Annotated in this window: 14 protein-coding genes; 7 read left to right on the top strand and 7 right to left on the bottom strand. The window is 68.7% G+C overall.

Annotated elements, in window-relative coordinates; genetic code table 11:
* Positions 1-14: 14 nt before the first annotated feature.
* Genes qcrC through qcrB form a run of 3 tightly spaced genes read left to right on the top strand, consistent with a single transcriptional unit; the run spans position 15 to position 3,639 of the window.
* Positions 15-830 carry a cytochrome bc1 complex diheme cytochrome c subunit gene (gene qcrC / locus OG587_RS20895; protein WP_329092790.1) on the top strand — a complete coding sequence of 272 codons (816 nt, stop codon included), beginning with the start codon at positions 15-17 and terminating at the stop codon, positions 828-830.
* A complete protein-coding gene (gene qcrA / locus OG587_RS20890) occupies positions 827-1,939 on the top strand; it encodes a cytochrome bc1 complex Rieske iron-sulfur subunit (protein ID WP_329092789.1) in 1,113 nt (370 codons plus the stop codon). The genes qcrC and qcrA overlap by 4 nt, the downstream gene beginning before the upstream one ends.
* Positions 1,939-3,639 carry a cytochrome bc1 complex cytochrome b subunit gene (gene qcrB, locus OG587_RS20885; protein ID WP_329092787.1) on the top strand — a complete coding sequence of 567 codons (1,701 nt, stop codon included), beginning with the start codon at positions 1,939-1,941 and terminating at the stop codon, positions 3,637-3,639. Before qcrA ends, qcrB begins: the two co-directional genes overlap by 1 nt.
* A gap of 375 nt (positions 3,640-4,014) precedes the next feature.
* Here the strand turns inward: qcrB and OG587_RS20880 are convergent, their stop codons facing one another.
* The 4 genes from OG587_RS20880 to ctaC form a co-directional block, all read right to left on the bottom strand.
* On the bottom strand, positions 4,015-5,244 hold the full coding sequence (locus OG587_RS20880; RefSeq protein WP_329092786.1) for a L,D-transpeptidase: 1,230 nt from the start codon (positions 5,242-5,244) through the stop codon (positions 4,015-4,017).
* A gap of 156 nt (positions 5,245-5,400) precedes the next feature.
* Complete coding sequence (locus tag OG587_RS20875; RefSeq protein WP_329092784.1) at positions 5,401-5,796, bottom strand: cytochrome c oxidase subunit 4; 396 nt, start codon at positions 5,794-5,796, stop codon at positions 5,401-5,403.
* Entirely contained in the window at positions 5,793-7,451 is a 1,659-nt protein-coding gene (ctaD, locus tag OG587_RS20870; RefSeq protein WP_329092782.1) for an aa3-type cytochrome oxidase subunit I, read from the bottom strand. The genes OG587_RS20875 and ctaD overlap by 4 nt, the downstream gene beginning before the upstream one ends.
* Positions 7,448-8,197, bottom strand: coding sequence for an aa3-type cytochrome oxidase subunit II (gene ctaC / locus OG587_RS20865; protein ID WP_329092781.1), 750 nt, complete (start codon positions 8,195-8,197; stop codon positions 7,448-7,450). Before ctaC ends, ctaD begins: the two co-directional genes overlap by 4 nt.
* Positions 8,198-8,414: 217 nt before the next feature.
* Here ctaC and OG587_RS20860 point away from each other — a divergent pair, with 217 nt between their 5' ends.
* From OG587_RS20860 to OG587_RS20850, 3 genes are all read left to right on the top strand, one after another.
* Entirely contained in the window at positions 8,415-9,551 is a 1,137-nt protein-coding gene (locus OG587_RS20860; RefSeq protein ID WP_329092779.1) for a cysteine desulfurase family protein, read from the top strand.
* A 25-nt stretch (positions 9,552-9,576) separates the two neighbouring features.
* Complete coding sequence (locus OG587_RS20855) at positions 9,577-9,846, top strand: sulfurtransferase TusA family protein (protein ID WP_329092777.1); 270 nt, start codon at positions 9,577-9,579, stop codon at positions 9,844-9,846.
* Between the two features lie 61 nt (positions 9,847-9,907).
* A complete protein-coding gene (locus OG587_RS20850) occupies positions 9,908-10,330 on the top strand; it encodes a CBS domain-containing protein (RefSeq protein WP_329092775.1) in 423 nt (140 codons plus the stop codon).
* A 252-nt stretch (positions 10,331-10,582) separates the two neighbouring features.
* Here OG587_RS20850 and OG587_RS20845 read toward each other — a convergent pair whose 3' ends face one another.
* Positions 10,583-11,569: a carbohydrate kinase family protein gene (locus tag OG587_RS20845; protein WP_329092774.1), complete on the bottom strand. Its 987-nt coding sequence runs from the start codon at positions 11,567-11,569 to the stop codon at positions 10,583-10,585.
* A gap of 197 nt (positions 11,570-11,766) precedes the next feature.
* Positions 11,767-12,120, bottom strand: a complete 354-nt coding sequence (locus OG587_RS20840) for a HesB/IscA family protein (protein ID WP_329092772.1) — start codon at positions 12,118-12,120, stop codon at positions 11,767-11,769.
* A gap of 211 nt (positions 12,121-12,331) precedes the next feature.
* Between OG587_RS20840 and nadA the strand changes: the two genes are divergently transcribed.
* Positions 12,332-13,486, top strand: a complete 1,155-nt coding sequence (gene nadA, locus OG587_RS20835; protein ID WP_329092771.1) for a quinolinate synthase NadA — start codon at positions 12,332-12,334, stop codon at positions 13,484-13,486.
* 174 nt (positions 13,487-13,660) lie between these two features.
* On the opposite strand, the gene OG587_RS20830 is transcribed toward nadA, so the two are convergent.
* Positions 13,661-14,386, bottom strand: coding sequence for an SIMPL domain-containing protein (locus OG587_RS20830; RefSeq protein ID WP_329092769.1), 726 nt, complete (start codon positions 14,384-14,386; stop codon positions 13,661-13,663).
* Positions 14,387-14,419: the final 33 nt, after the last annotated feature.

The raw sequence follows: 14,419 nt of genomic DNA, 5'->3' as shown, positions 1-14,419 counted from the left end.
AATCGGGGATCTCTGTGAATAGGATCACCGCTGGGCGGCGGCATCCCCTCGCGAGATACGCCGTCCTGCTCCTGGCCCTGGGCCTGATCGGCGGGGTCTACACCGTCGCGCTCTCGATCTCCCCCAGCCGTCAGGCCGACGCCGCGATCGCGTCCGGCAGGGCCGACGACGTGGCGGAGGGCAAGAAGCTCTTCGAGCAGAGCTGCTCCAGCTGCCACGGGCTCAACGCCGAGGGCACCGCCCAGGGTCCGACCCTGGTCGGCGTCGGCGCCGCCTCCGTGGACTTCCAGGTCAGCAGCGGCCGCATGCCCCTGGCCAATCCCGGAGCGCAGGCACCGCGCAAGCCCCCGGCGCCCTGGGTCAACGAGGACACCGTCCGGCAGCTCGCCGCCTACGTGCAGTCACTCGGCGGCGGCCCGGCCATCCCGACCGACGAGCAGGTCGACGCCGCCAAGGGCGACAAGTCCAAGGGCGGGGAGCTGTTTCGCGCGAACTGCATCCAGTGCCACAACTTCGTCGGCTCCGGCGGCGCCCTGACCCAGGGCAAGTACGCACCGCCGCTCCACGACGCCACCGAGAGGCAGATCTACGAGGCGATGATCACCGGCCCGCAGGCGATGCCGGTGTTCAACGACAGCATCATCACCCCCGAGCAGAAGCGGGACATGATCGCCTACATCGTGGGCGTGCGTGAGGAGCCCAACCCGGGCGGCGCCGGTCTCGGCCGCATCGGCCCGGTCACGGAGGGTCTGGTGGCCTGGGTCGTCGGGCTCAGCCTCCTCTCCCTGGCCGCCATCTGGATCACCGCGAAGAGGCGACAGGCCAAATGACTGACAACAATCACGACATCGAACAGCCGGAGGAGCGCGCGCCGAAGCGCGTGATCGGCACCCCCTCCCCGGCGACGAGCACCTCCATTCTCGGCCACGAGGAGCCGAGGATGGCGGACGTCGTCCAGGTTCCCGGTGTGACCCCGCAGGACGAGGCGACCGCGAGGAAGGGCGAGCGGTACGCCGCCCTCTGCTTCCTGGTCGCCTTCCTGGGCGGCATCGGCTTCGTGGTGTCGTACGTGGTCTTCCAGGTCGGCGACATCGAGAAGACGCAGGTCTCCAACCTCGCGCTGGGCGGCACGCTCACGCTGGCCCTGCTCGGGCTGGCCGCGGGCCTGACGACCTGGGTCCGCCTGGTCATGCCCAAGTACAACCTGGTCCAGGAGCGCCACCCGATGGCCTCCGACACCCAGACCAGGTCCTACGTGGCCGAGACCTTCCTGCAGGGGGCGAACGAGAGCGGCATCGCCAAGCGCCCGCTGCTGCGCCGCACCCTGCTCGCCGCCGCCGCCCCGCTCGGCCTGGCCCCGCTGGTCCTGCTGCGCGACCTCGGCCCGAGCCACACCAACTTCCCGGCCAAGCTCCGGCACACCGTCTGGGGAGAGAAGACCAAGGACGGCAAGCCGCGCAAGCTCATCGTCGAGGGAAGCGGCTCGCCCATCAGGGCCGCCGACTTCAACTCCCCCGGCGGCATCCTCTCCGTGGTGCCCGAGGGCTACGAGCACGACCTGAACGCGCTGGCCAAGGCCACACTGATCCTGATCAAGTTCCGGCCCGAGGAGCTCAAGTCCGGGACCAACCTGAACTGGACCCACGACGGGATCGTGGCGTACTCCAAGATCTGCACGCACGTCGGCTGCCCCGCGGCCCTGTACGAGCAGACCACCCACCACATCCTGTGCCCGTGTCACCAGTCGACCTTCGACGCCGCCGACGGCGCCAAGGTCATCTTCGGCCCGGCCGCCCGGCCCCTGCCTCAGCTGCCGATCGCCGTCGACAGTGAGGGATACCTCATCGCAACGGCGGATTTCCCGGTCCCCGTCGGTCCCAGCTTCTGGGAGCGCGGCGACGCCGAGGCCGAGGTCCGTGAGAACGGAGCCCAACAGTAATGAGCATCGAGACCGTTCCCAAGCCCATCGAGGGCGCGAGCACCTTCGTCGACGACCGCATCGGCGCGGGAAACTTCCTTCGGCGCAACCTCCGGAAGATCTTCCCCGACCACTGGTCGTTCCTGCTGGGTGAGATCGCCCTCTACTCGTTCATCATCCTGCTGCTGACCGGCACGTTCCTGACGTTCTTCTTCAAGCCCGGCATGAACCACGTCGAGTACGCCGGCTCGTACGGCCCGCTGCAGGGCGTGGTCATGTCCGAGGCGTACGCCTCGTCGCTGAGCATCAGCTTCGACGTGCGCGGCGGCCTGCTGATGCGGCAGATGCACCACTGGGCCGCCCTGCTGTTCATCGGCGGCATGATGGTGCACGCGCTCCGGGTGTTCTTCACCGGCGCGTACCGCAAGCCGCGCGAGCTGAACTGGCTGATCGGCGTGCTGCTGCTCACGCTGGCGCTCGCCGAGGGCCTGACCGGTTACTCCCTCCCCGACGACCTGCTCTCCGGCGCCGGTCTGCGGATCACCGAGGGCGTGGCGATCTCCCTGCCGCTCGTCGGCACCTGGATCACGTTCTTCCTCTTCGGCGGCGAGTATCCGGGCGAGGACGTCATCGCGCGCTTCTACTCGCTGCACATCCTGCTCATCCCTGGCATCCTGCTCGCGCTCATCTCGGCGCACATGATCCTGATGTGGGTGCAGAAGCACACGCAGATGCCGGGCAAGGGCCGCACCAACGAGAACGTGGTGGGCGCGCCGTTCTATCCTGCCTTCATGATCAAGGCCGGCGCCTACTTCATGTTCACCTTCGGGGTCGTCGCGCTGCTGGGCACCTTCGCCCAGATCAACCCGATCTGGCTGTTCGGCCCCTACACCCCCGCCGACATCTCGGCGGGCTCGCAGCCCGACTTCTACATGGGCTTCCTCGAAGGCGCGCTGCGCCTGATGCCCGCCTGGGAGCTCAACCTCTTCGGCGGCGCGGGGGGCACGCTCGCGATGAGCGTACTGATCCCGGCCCTGGTGCCGATGGGCGTCGTCATGACGGGCCTGGCGCTGTACCCGTTCATCGAGCAGTGGGTCACCGGGGACCGCCGCGAGCACCACATCGCGGAGCGTCCCCGCAACAACCCGCACCGCACCTCGATCGGCATGTCGGCGGTCACGTTCTACGGCATCCTGTGGCTGCTGGGCGCCAACGACGAGATCTCCGCGTTCTTCCACATCTCACTGAACTGGACGACCTACGCCGGCCGGTTCCTGATCATCGCCGGTCCCGTGGTGGCGTACATCGTCACCTACCGGGTCTGCCTGGGCCTGCAGCGCGGCGACGCGGCGATCATCAGCCACGGCGTGGAGTCCGGTGTGATCAAGCGGCTGCCCCACGGCGAGTACATCGAGGTCCACGTCCCGCCGCACGAGGCCATCGAGGCCCACATGCGGGGCAAGGAGGCGATCCCGATCGTCTCCGGAGGCGGCGCGGGCCCGAAGGACCGCGACGACATCCCGTCCAAGGGGATGCGCGGCCCGCTCGGCCGGCTCCGCGCCAAGATGAGCGCGGCGTACGGCGGCGAGAAGATCCCGCTCGACGACGGCCACGGCCACGGCCACGCCGAGGAGCACGGCGCCATCGGCGAGGGTCACGGGAGTCACGAGGAGCACGCGGCGGTCGGCCAGGGCGGAGACGACAAGTCACTGACCCGCTGACCCGTCACGGCTGACGCCACGACGAAGGGCCCGGACACCGCACGGTGTCCGGGCCCTTCGTCGTACGCGGTCCCCGGCGGAAAAGCGCCCGTTGCGCGCCTCTCCCTGCGAGACGATGTTCGCTGTACGCGTTCCCGCCCGGACGATGCTCGTCGTACGTGTTCCCGGCAGGACGGCGCCCGTCATGCATATCCCTGGCGGGACAGTGCCCGTCGCACGCGCTCCCGACGTGGACATGCCCTGAACTGCCGCGAGGCCTCAGGGAGGCTCTCAGGAGGGCTTCTCCGGGCCTTTCACGGGCCGAGGCCCGAAACCCCCCTCAGGCCGTGCCCCGGGCGTCCCCGGCTTCCTGGGCGGATGCCGGGGACGCCGCGGTCAGACGTCCTCGGTGTTGAAGTGCTTGAGGCTGCTCCACTTGAGCCACTGCTTCCAGCTCTCCTGCCAGTGGCCCCACCCGTTGGTGGGCTCCAGGACGCGGGGCGAGCCGGTGATGATGATCGGGTCCCCGATCAGGGTGTTGTCGAGGAACCACTTGGCGTTGCTCGGGCTCACGTTGACGCATCCGTGGCTGACGTTGGAGTTGCCCTGGGAGCCGACCGACCACGGGGCGCTGTGGATGTACTCGCCGCTGTTGGAGATGCGGACGGTGTCGTAGACGGTCAGCTGGTAGTAGCCGGCGGAACCGGGGCCGATGCCCGGGGAGGTCATGACGGTGACGTCCTCCCGGGACATGGCCAGGTGCACGCCGCTGGTCGTGTGGTACTTCCAGGTGCCGCCCTGCCCGGCGCTCATCGGCATCTCGCGGACGACCCTGCCGTTGCGCTTCACCGTGAGGTTGTGCGACTGGACGCTGCCCCGGGTGATCTGCGAGCGGCCGATCTTGAAGTTGACGATCTTGTTCGCGGCCCCGTACAGGCCGTCGCCGCCGCGTACCCCGGCGAGGCGGGCCTCGACCCGGACCCTGGTCCCGGAGGGCCAGAAGCTCTTCGGGCGGAAGTGCACGTTCCGGTTGTCGAACCAGTGCCACGCCCCCAGGACCGGCCTGGAGGTGCGGACGAGGAGGTTGCGCTCGATGGAGACCCGGTCGGAGACGTCGCGGTCAAAGGTGATCATCACCGGCATGCCGACGCCGACGGTCAGGCCGGTCGAGTCCCTGCCCGGCATGAAGCTCTCGATCGTGAAGGTCTGGTTCTTCTTCACCGTGGAGAAGGAGGAGGTCCTGGTGGTGACGGCGCCCGCCGGGTTGACGGCCGTCACGGAGACCTCGTAGGAGGCCCCTGGAGCCGCCGTGCCGCGGCTGCGCCACTGTGTGCCGTCGGCGCTGAGAACGCCCGGCAGGGAGCCCTTGGCGCCCTTCACGGCCCTCACGGTGACCTGCCTCAGGGTGCCGCCCTGCGCCGCGACCAGGACGGGGGTGTCCGTGGGGACGCCGCCGGCCCTGTCGAGAGGGGCCACGGTGACGACGGCCGCCGCGGCGGACGGCGCCTGGGACGTCTGTGACGTCTTGCCGCCCGGTTCGGCGGTGTTTCCCGAGCAGGAGGCCGTCACCAGTGCGAGGGCCAGCAGTCCCGCTCCCCGGCTCGAATCACGGATCGCGTGTCCCACATGAACTCCCCTGTCCCGGACTGAACCACTGATTTAGTTATTACCCGGAGTAAGCGGTTCACCACATAAGACATCCACCTTGACCCCCAAATAAACGCCAAAAAGCGGGCCACGGAAGCTTTCCGTGGCCCGCTCGGGTGGCGGTGAGGCGCGGGGTCAGTGCGAGAAGTTGCCCCGGTAGTACTCGAAGACGAAACCGATCATGCTCATCAGGATCGCGAACACGCCGATCAGGAACAGCCACCAGCCGATGACCAGGCCGACCGCGCTGAGCGCGACGGCCAGGCAGACGAAGAGCGGCCACCAGCTGTGCGGGCTGAAGAAGCCGAGCTCCCCGGCGCCCTCGCTGATCTCGCCCTGCTTGTCGTCCTCCGGCTGATCGCCGATGCGGCGGGCCGTGTACATGAGGTAGTAACCGATCATGAACGCGAAACCCACCGAGATGGCCATCGCCGTCGTGCCGACCGGCTCCTTGGACCAGTACCAGTAGACGACGTCCACGGCGGCGAAGAAGACGCCGCAGAGGATGAACAGCCAGCCCTGGACCTTCATCGGTTCTCCTCCAGCTCATGGGCCGGGATGTACGGGTGCTTGAGGTCGAACGCCGGGCGCTCGGACCGGATACGGGGCAGCGAGGTGAAGTTGTGCCTCGGCGGCGGGCAGGACGTCGCCCATTCGAGGGAGTTGCCGTACCCCCACGGGTCGTCCACGGTGACCTTCGGCGCGGTCTTGTGGGTCTTCCACACGTTGTACAGGAACGGCAGCGTGGAGGCGCCCAGCAGGAACGCGCCCACCGAGGAGACCATGTTGAGGTCGGTGAACCCGTCGATCGGGCTGTAGTCGGCGTAGCGGCGCGGGAAGCCCTGCGCGCCGAGCCAGTGCTGGACCAGGAAGGTGGTGTGGAAGCCGACGAACAGCGTCCAGAAGTGCACCTTGCCCATGGTGTCGTTCAGCATCTTGCCGGTGAACTTGGGCCACCAGAAGTAGAAGCCCGCGAACATCGCGAACACCACGGTGCCGAAGACCACGTAGTGGAAGTGCGCCACCACGAAGTACGAGTCGGACACCTGGAAGTCCAGCGGCGGGGAGGCCAGGATGACGCCGGTCAGGCCGCCGAACAGGAACGTCACCAGGAAGCCGATCGAGAACAGCATCGGCGACTCGAACGACAGGTGGCCGCGCCACATGGTGCCGATCCAGTTGAAGAACTTCACCCCGGTGGGCACCGCGATGAGGAACGTCATGAAGGAGAAGAACGGCAGCAGCACCTGTCCCGTGGGGAACATGTGGTGCGCCCACACGGTGATCGACAGGCCCGCGATGGCGATCGTCGCGCTGACCAGGCCGATGTAGCCGAACAGCGGCTTACGGCTGAAGACCGGCAGCACCTCGGTCACGATGCCGAAGAACGGCAGCGCGATGATGTAGACCTCCGGATGCCCGAAGAACCAGAACAGGTGCTGCCAGAGCAGCGCACCGCCGGTCTGGGAGTCGAAGATGTGCGTGCCGAGCTTGCGGTCGGCCTCCAGCGCCAGCAGCGCGGCGGCCAGCACCGGGAAGGCCATCAGCACCAGGATCGAGGTGAGCAGGACGTTCCAGGTGAACATCGGCAGGCGGAACATCGTCATGCCGGGCGCGCGCATGCAGATGATCGTGGTGATGAAGTTCACCGAGCCGAGGATCGTGCCCAGACCGCTGATGGTCAGGCCCACGATCCACAGGTCGCCGCCGATTCCGGGAGAGCTGATCGCGTTCGACAGCGGGGTGTAGGCGAACCAGCCGAAGCTGGCCGCGCCGCCCGGGGTGATGAACCCCGACAGGGCGATGAGGCTGCCGAAGGTGAAGAGCCAGTAGCTGACCATGTTCAGTCGCGGGAAGGCGACGTCGGGGGCGCCGATCTGCAGGGGCATCAGCTCGTTGGCGAAGCCCGCGAACAGCGGGGTCGCGAACATCAGCAGCATGACGGTGCCGTGCATGGTGAACAGCTGGTTGAACTGCTCGTTGCTGGTCAGCTGGAGACCCGGCTGCGCCAGCTCCGCCCTCATGATCAGCGCCATGACGCCGCCGATCAGGAAGAAGATGAACGAGGTGATCAGGTAAAGGTGTCCGATGATCTTGTGATCGGTGGACGACGCCCACTTCGTGATGATCGAACCCTTGCGGGTCGGCACCGGGGAGAGGACGAGGGGTTCGTTAAGTGCGGTCACTGGGCACCCGCCTGGCTAGCGATGTACTGGTCGAACTCGGCCGGGGGCACGAGCTTCACCGAGAAGAGCATCCGGCTGTGGTCGACGCCGCAGAGCTCGGCACAGCGGCCGGCGTAGACACCGGGCTTGTCCAAGGTCTCGACCTCGAACTTGTTGTTCACCCCGGGGATCACGTCGAGCTTGAAGTGGAACGCCGGGACCCAGAAGGAGTGGATGACGTCCGGCGAGTGGAGATCGAACCTGATCTTCTTACCGGCCGGCAGCACCAGCTGCGGCCCCTTGGTGTAGTCGGCGGCGGGCTGGCCGACCACCTGGGCGGTCTTGCCGTTGTAGTCCGTGGTGAAGCGCCAGCTCCACTGGAAGCCCTCGACCTTGACCGTCACGTCGGGCTTGGCGGACATGCTGGTGATGTAGTTCTGGTCCCGCGCGGTGAAGAAGAAGAAAACGCCGACCATGATGATCGGCACCACCGTGTAGAGGATCTCGATCGGGAGGTTGTACCGCACCTGGGGCGGCAGCTCCTCCTTGGAGTTCTTCTTCTTGCGGTGGAAGGCAACGGACCAGAGGATCAGGCCCCACACGACCACACCGGTGGCGAGGGCGGCGATCCACGATCCGTTCCACAGACTCTGGACGGCTTCGGACTGCTTGGTGACGCCCTCGGGCAAGCCGGCTCGGGACCAGTCTTCGGCACTGCACGCCGTCAGGGAAACCAGCAGCAGCGCCAGAGCGGCAGCGCGTGGCACCCGGCGGCGGGCCAACGGACGCCGTGCAGAACGGCGGGTCGGACTCACGGATCGCCTACCCCACAGATGAAGCCCAGGAGTCACTCCTGGGCGGTCGTTTGTTCACGTTCAAGATTTCGTAGTTCACAGCTTCACGCTGGGGGACACATTAGCGCGCACACCCCTCGCCCTCCCCCGCAGCCCCCGCACGCACCGCGCGTGGTGCGACGATTGGGACGTGGCGTACTTCGACGCGGCTTCCACGGAGCCGCTGCACCCCCAGGCGCGCGAGGCTCTGATCGCGGCCCTCGACGTCGGCTGGGCCGACCCCGCGAGACTTTACGGTTCCGCCCGCCGGGCAAGGATGTTACTGGAACAGGCGAGGACCGAGGTGGCCGAGGCCCTGGGCGTCAGGCCGGACGAGGTCTCCTTCACCTCCTCCGGCACCCAGGCGGTGCACCTGGGCGTCCTCGGCACCCTGCACGGCCGCCGCAGGACCGGCCGCCGCCTGGTCACCTCGGCCGTGGAGCACTCCAGCGTGCTGCACGCGGCGGGCATCCACGAGCGCGACGGCGGCTCGGTCGAGACGGTCGGCGTCGGCATCACCGGCGCGGTCGACCCCGGAGCCTTCGGCGAGGCGGTCCGCGCCGAGGGCACGGCCCTCGCCTGCCTGCAGAGCGCCAACCACGAGGTCGGCACGCTCCAGCCGGTCGCCGAGGCGGCGGCGGCGTGCGCGGAGGCGGGGGTGCCGCTGCTGGTGGACGCGGCCCAGACGGCGGGCAGGATGCCGCTGCCCCCCGGCTGGTCGGTGCTGGCCGCCAGCGCGCACAAGTGGGGCGGTCCCGCCGGGGTCGGCGTGCTGGTGGTCCGCAAGGGCACCCGGTGGCGTACCCCGCTGCCCGAGGACGACCGCGAGCGCCGCCGGGTCCCCGGATTCGAGAACGTCCCCGCGGTCGTCGCGGCGGCCGCCGCGCTGCGCGCCACGGTGACCGAGTCGGCCCTGGAGTCGGCCAGGCTCTCGGCGCTCGTGGACCGTGTCAGGGCCGAGGTGCCCCGGCTGGTCCCGGACGTCGAGGTCATCGGCGATCCGGTCGTACGAGCACCGCATATTGTCACCTTTTCGTGTCTTTATGTGGAAGGTGAGGCATTGCTAACGGAACTCGACAAGGCTGGGTTCTCGGTATCGTCCGGCAGCTCCTGCACGGCGAGTACGCTTCGTCCGTCGCATGTTTTGGAGGCCATGGGCGTGCTCACGCACGGGAACGTCCGCGTTTCGCTACCCCGGGGCACCTCGGCGACAGATGTCGACCGTTTTCTCGCCCTTCTGCCGGACACGGTGCGGAGGATCCGCGAGGAGGCGGGGGTCAAGCTTTGATCAACATTCGGGGAGTGAAGACGTGATGACGTCCAGCCAGGCCACTCCGGCGGGATCGGCGCGGCCCCCGGCCCTCACGATCGACGCGCTGGGCAAGAAGTGCCCGATCCCGATCATCATGCTGGCGGCGCAGATCAACGACGTGCCGCGCAACGAGATCGTCGCGGTCCTCGCCGACGACCCGGCCGCCTTCACCGACATCCCGGCCTGGTGCCGGTTGAAGTCGCACCACCACGTGGGCAGCTACGAGCTCCCGGAGCGCGGCTGGGCCATCCACGTACGCCGCAATTACTGACATGTCCTGAAATTGGGTATGACCCTCCCCGAAAATACGCCAAACGGTTCGGGGGGACGGCATGAGCGGTGAGACGGCCAGAGATCTGATGCACGCCGGGGTCCGGTGCGTCGAGGCACACGAGACACTCGACCGGGCGGCGCAGATGATGCGGGACATGAACGTGGGCGCGCTGCCCATCTGCGGCAGCGACGACCGGCTGAAGGGGATCATCACCGACCGCGACATCGTGGTCAGGTGCGTGGCACACGGCCTGGACCCCTCCACGATGACCGCGGGAGACCTGGCCACCGGCCTGGTCTGGGTGTCCGCGGACGCGAGCGTCGAGGAGGCTCTGGCCAAGATGGAGCAGAACCGGATCAGGCGACTACCGGTGATCGAGGACGGCCGCATCGTCGGCATGATCACCGAGGCGGACCTGGCCAGGAAACTGCCCGACGACAAGCTGGCCGAGTTCGTGCACCGCGTCTACGCGAGCGGCTGACCCCCGGCGCACCCGGCTCACGCGAGCACCCGCACACCCGCTCACGCGAGCACCCGCACACCCGGCACACCCGCCCCGCGCGGGCGTCCGGCAGCGGCCGGGCCACCGCCGGGCGTCGGCCCGGCCGGTGGTCCGATCGGCGGTTCGGAAGCGTGGTTCCGAAAGCGGGGTCCCGGGAAGCGGGACCCCGGGAGGACGCCGGGAGGACGCCGGGACGTGGCGGCTCAGGAGAGGCCCCGGAGCCGTGGCGGCTCAGGCGTGGTGGCACTTCACGAAGGCGGCCACCTCGGCGGCGGCGTCGGCGCCGTAGGCGCTGGCGAGGCGCTCCAGGAAGACCTTCTGGCCGAGCTCGTACTCCTGTCCGCCGACACGCTCCAGGACGTGGGTGGCGGTGAGGTTGCCGACCTGGCCGCAGCGCTCCGGGGACAGGCCCCAGGCCAGGGCGGCCAGGAAGCCGGAGCGGAAGGCGTCGCCCACCCCGGTGGGGTCGGCCTTGCCGAGCTCGGGCGCCGGGGGGACGTGCAGGGACGGCTCGCCCTTGCGGTCGATGACCACGCCCTTGGGACCGAGCGTGGTGACGCGGACGCCGACCCGGTCGAGGATCTCCTCGTCGCTCCAGCCGGTCTTCTGCTCGATCATGCCCTTCTCGTAGTCGTTGCCGAACAGGTAGGCGGCGCCGTCGACCAGCTCGCGGATCTGCTCACCGGGCATGCGGGCGAGCTGCTGGGAGGGGTCGGCGGCGAACGGGATCGCGCGCTGACGCGCCTCGGCGGTGTGCCTGAGCATCGCCTCGGGGTCGTTGGGGCTGATCAGCACCAGGTCCAGGCCGCCGACCCGCTGGGCCACCGGGCCGAGCTCGATGAGGCGGGCCTCGGCCATCGCGCCGGTGTAGAACGAGGCGATCTGGTTGTGGTCGTCGTCGGTCGTACACAGGAAGCGGGCGGTGTGGTGCGTCTCGGAGACGTGGATGGAGTCGCAGTCGACGCCGTGACGCTCCAGCCAGGAGCGGTAGTCGGCGAAGTCGGCGCCGACCGCGCCGACCAGAATGGGACTGAGCCCCAGGCAGCCCATTCCGAACGCGATGTTGGCCGCGCAGCCGCCGCGGCGGACCTGCAGGTCGTCCACGAGGAACGACAGGGAAACCCGGTCGAGCTGATCGGCGATGAGCTGGTCGCTGAAGCGGCCGGGGAAGGTCATCAGTTGATCGGTCGCGATTGAGCCGGTGACGGCGATGCGCACGGGGTTCTTCTCCTCGTTGTCAGCATCTCTGGGAACGCGGGCGATTGAGCCACGCGGGAAGATGAGCCACGCAAGAATACGCGACCTTCCTCGCGTCTCGCTCGTTCCTGCGTGCTACCCCGATCGCGCGCGCGAAAGCCCCGCGGGGTGACCAATGTCACCCCGCGGGGCCGGGCGTTCTCGCCTGTTCGACTCGCCTAGTTGAACGAGTCACCACAGGCGCACGAGCCGCCGGCGTTCGGGTTGTCGATCGTGAAGCCCTGCTTCTCGATCGTGTCGACGAAGTCGACGGTGGCGCCCACGAGGTAGGGGGCGCTCATCCGGTCGGTGACCACGCTCACGCCGTCGAAGTCGGAGACGACGTCGCCGTCCATCGAACGGTCGTCGAAGAAGAGCTGGTAGCGCAGGCCGGAACAGCCACCGGGCTGCACGGCCACGCGCAGCTGGAGACCCTCCTCGCCCTGCTGCTCCAGCAGGCTCTTGACCTTCGCCGCGGCCGCGGAACTGAGGATCAGGCCCTGCGCCGTGGTCTCGCTGCTCTCAACCGACATGTTGGTGACTCCCGCGTCTGCGTCAGCCGCTCCCCGGGAACGGCTGTCTGTTAATGACGTCCTTCTCAGACGCTACCAACACCCGCCCCCCGGCACACATTCCTCAGCCGCCAGAACCATCCGCCTTTGGACAAAACCCCCTCCCCAGGAATAAAGCCCCAATCCCGTGTGTCATCATTAGTCGTCACTTCGACGATAAGGGGGTGTGGCCATGACGACCACCGAGACCGGGCTTCCGCTCTTCGTCCTCGGCAAGGGTGTCGATCCGCACAGCGAGCGCGGCGTCGACTGTCCCGGCGAGCTGCCGTCCGCTTCCGACCCGGCGCTCGTCGAGCGCGCCAGGAGGGCCAAGGCGGCGCTCGGCGACAGGGTCTTCGTGCTGGGCCACCACTACCAGCGCGACGAGGTCATCCAGTTCGCCGACGTGACCGGCGACTCGTTCAAACTCGCCAAGGAGGCCGCGGCCCGCCCCGACGCCGAGTACATCGTCTTCTGCGGTGTGCACTTCATGGCCGAATCCGCCGACATCCTCACCTCGAGCTCCCAGAAGGTCGTGCTGCCCGACCTCGCGGCCGGGTGCTCGATGGCCGACATGGCCACCTTCGACCAGGTCGAGGAGTGCTGGGAGGCCCTGGAGGACGCGGGGATCGCCGGGGTCACCGTCCCCGTCACCTACATGAACTCCAGCGCCGACATCAAGGCGTTCTGCGGGCGCAACGGCGGTGCCGTGTGCACCTCCTCCAACGCCAGGCGCGCCCTGGAGTGGGCCTTCTCGCGCGGGGAGAAGGTGCTCTTCCTTCCCGACCAGCACCTGGGCCGCAACACCGCGGTGCTGGAGCTGGGCCTGTCGCTGGACGACTGCGTCGTCTACAACCCGCACCGGCCGAACGGCGGCCTCACCGCCGAGCAGCTCGGGAACGCCAAGGTGATCCTGTGGAAGGGGCACTGCTCGGTGCACGGCCGCTTCAGCGCCGAGTGCGTGGACGACGTCCGCGCCCGCATCCCCGGCGTCAACGTGCTGGTCCACCCCGAGTGCAGGCACGAGGTCGTCACCAAGGCCGACCACGTCGGTTCGACCGAGTACATCATCAAGAAGCTCGAGGAGGCTCCGGCCGGGTCCTCCTGGGCGGTGGGCACCGAACTGAACCTGGTCAAGCGGCTCGGCGCCATGTTCCCCGACAAGAACGTGACGTTCCTGGACCGGACGGTCTGCTACTGCTCGACGATGAACCGGATCGACCTCCCGCACCTGGTGTGGGCGCTGGAGTCGCTCGCCTCCGGCCAGGTCGTCAACCAGATCACCGTGGACGACGACACCGCCCACTGGGCCGGGGTCGCCCTGGACCGGATGCTGGCCCTGCCCTGATTCCGGCCCTGACCTGACGACGAGACCCCGGCCCCCGGCCGGGTCCGGGTGTCCTGCGGCTCCGCCCCGATCTCAGGGTGGACGGGCCCCGGCGGGTGGTGACCCGCCGGGGCCCGTCGCGTGCCGGGGACCTGTCGCGTACCCGGGGTCGGGGGAGCACCGCGTGAGCGGGGCCTATTCGAGCTCGTAGACCACCCTGACGCTGACGGACACGTTCCGGCGGCCGGGGCTGATCGACGCCTTGTCGGCGATCCCGGCGAAGCCGCGGACCGGCGTCGGCGGGGTGACGCTCTGCTCGCTGATCTCCATGACGCGGCCGAGCCCGCGGCTCGCGAGCTCGGCGTACTGCGTGGCGCGGCTTCTGGCGTCCTCGAAGGCCGCCTCGCGCGCCAGCCTGAGCGGCGCGTGGTTGTCGGACACCTCGAAGGTGACACCGTCGAACCGGACCGCCTCTCCGACAGTGGCCGCCGCGTCCACCACGTCGTCCGCGTCGTCGATGTCGCGCACCACGGCCTCGACGCCCTGCGTGGCCCGGTAGCCGGAGATCGTGGGATATTCCTTGTACTCGGGGCTGAGGGTCAACTCGTCGGTCCGCAGGTCCTCCGCCGCGATCCCGGTCGCGAGCAGCGCCCGCGTCAGGGCGGCGGCGGCGGTACGGGCGTCGGTGAACGCCGCCCCGGCGGTGGGGCGGCGCACCTCGACGCCGGTGTCCAGCCGCATGATGTCGGGGGTGGCGGAGATGCTCCCCTCGCCCACGACCGTGATCTGGGGACGACTCCTCTCCACGGTCACCGCGGAGGGCTCGGAGTCCGCGAGCGCGGTGCCGCCGGACAGGCCGGCAAGGAACAGCCCCGTGGAGACGAGCACGGCCAAGGCGGCCGCCTGAGACATCTTGATCATAAAGTCATGGCACCACGGGGCCGCGGTCGCGGC

The sequence above is a fragment of the Streptosporangium sp. NBC_01469 genome, assembly GCF_036227305.1.
Classification (GTDB): domain Bacteria; phylum Actinomycetota; class Actinomycetes; order Streptosporangiales; family Streptosporangiaceae; genus Streptosporangium.
This window is presented reverse-complemented; position numbering and strand designations above follow the sequence as displayed.

Bases quoted from the DNA above. Each gene is read 5' to 3' on its own strand.
- OG587_RS20840 (WP_329092772.1), bottom strand. From the start codon at position 12,120: ATGTCGGTTGAGAGCAGCGAGACCACGGCGCAGGGCCTGATCCTCAGT.
- OG587_RS20855 (WP_329092777.1), top strand. From the start codon at position 9,577: ATGACGTCCAGCCAGGCCACTCCGGCGGGATCGGCGCGGCCCCCGGCC.
- OG587_RS20850 (WP_329092775.1), top strand. From the start codon at position 9,908: ATGAGCGGTGAGACGGCCAGAGATCTGATGCACGCCGGGGTCCGGTGC.
- OG587_RS20875 (WP_329092784.1), bottom strand. From the start codon at position 5,796: ATGAAGGTCCAGGGCTGGCTGTTCATCCTCTGCGGCGTCTTCTTCGCC.
- nadA (WP_329092771.1), top strand. From the start codon at position 12,332: ATGACGACCACCGAGACCGGGCTTCCGCTCTTCGTCCTCGGCAAGGGT.
- qcrA (WP_329092789.1), top strand. From the start codon at position 827: ATGACTGACAACAATCACGACATCGAACAGCCGGAGGAGCGCGCGCCG.
- OG587_RS20830 (WP_329092769.1), bottom strand. From the start codon at position 14,386: ATGATCAAGATGTCTCAGGCGGCCGCCTTGGCCGTGCTCGTCTCCACG.
- qcrB (WP_329092787.1), top strand. From the start codon at position 1,939: ATGAGCATCGAGACCGTTCCCAAGCCCATCGAGGGCGCGAGCACCTTC.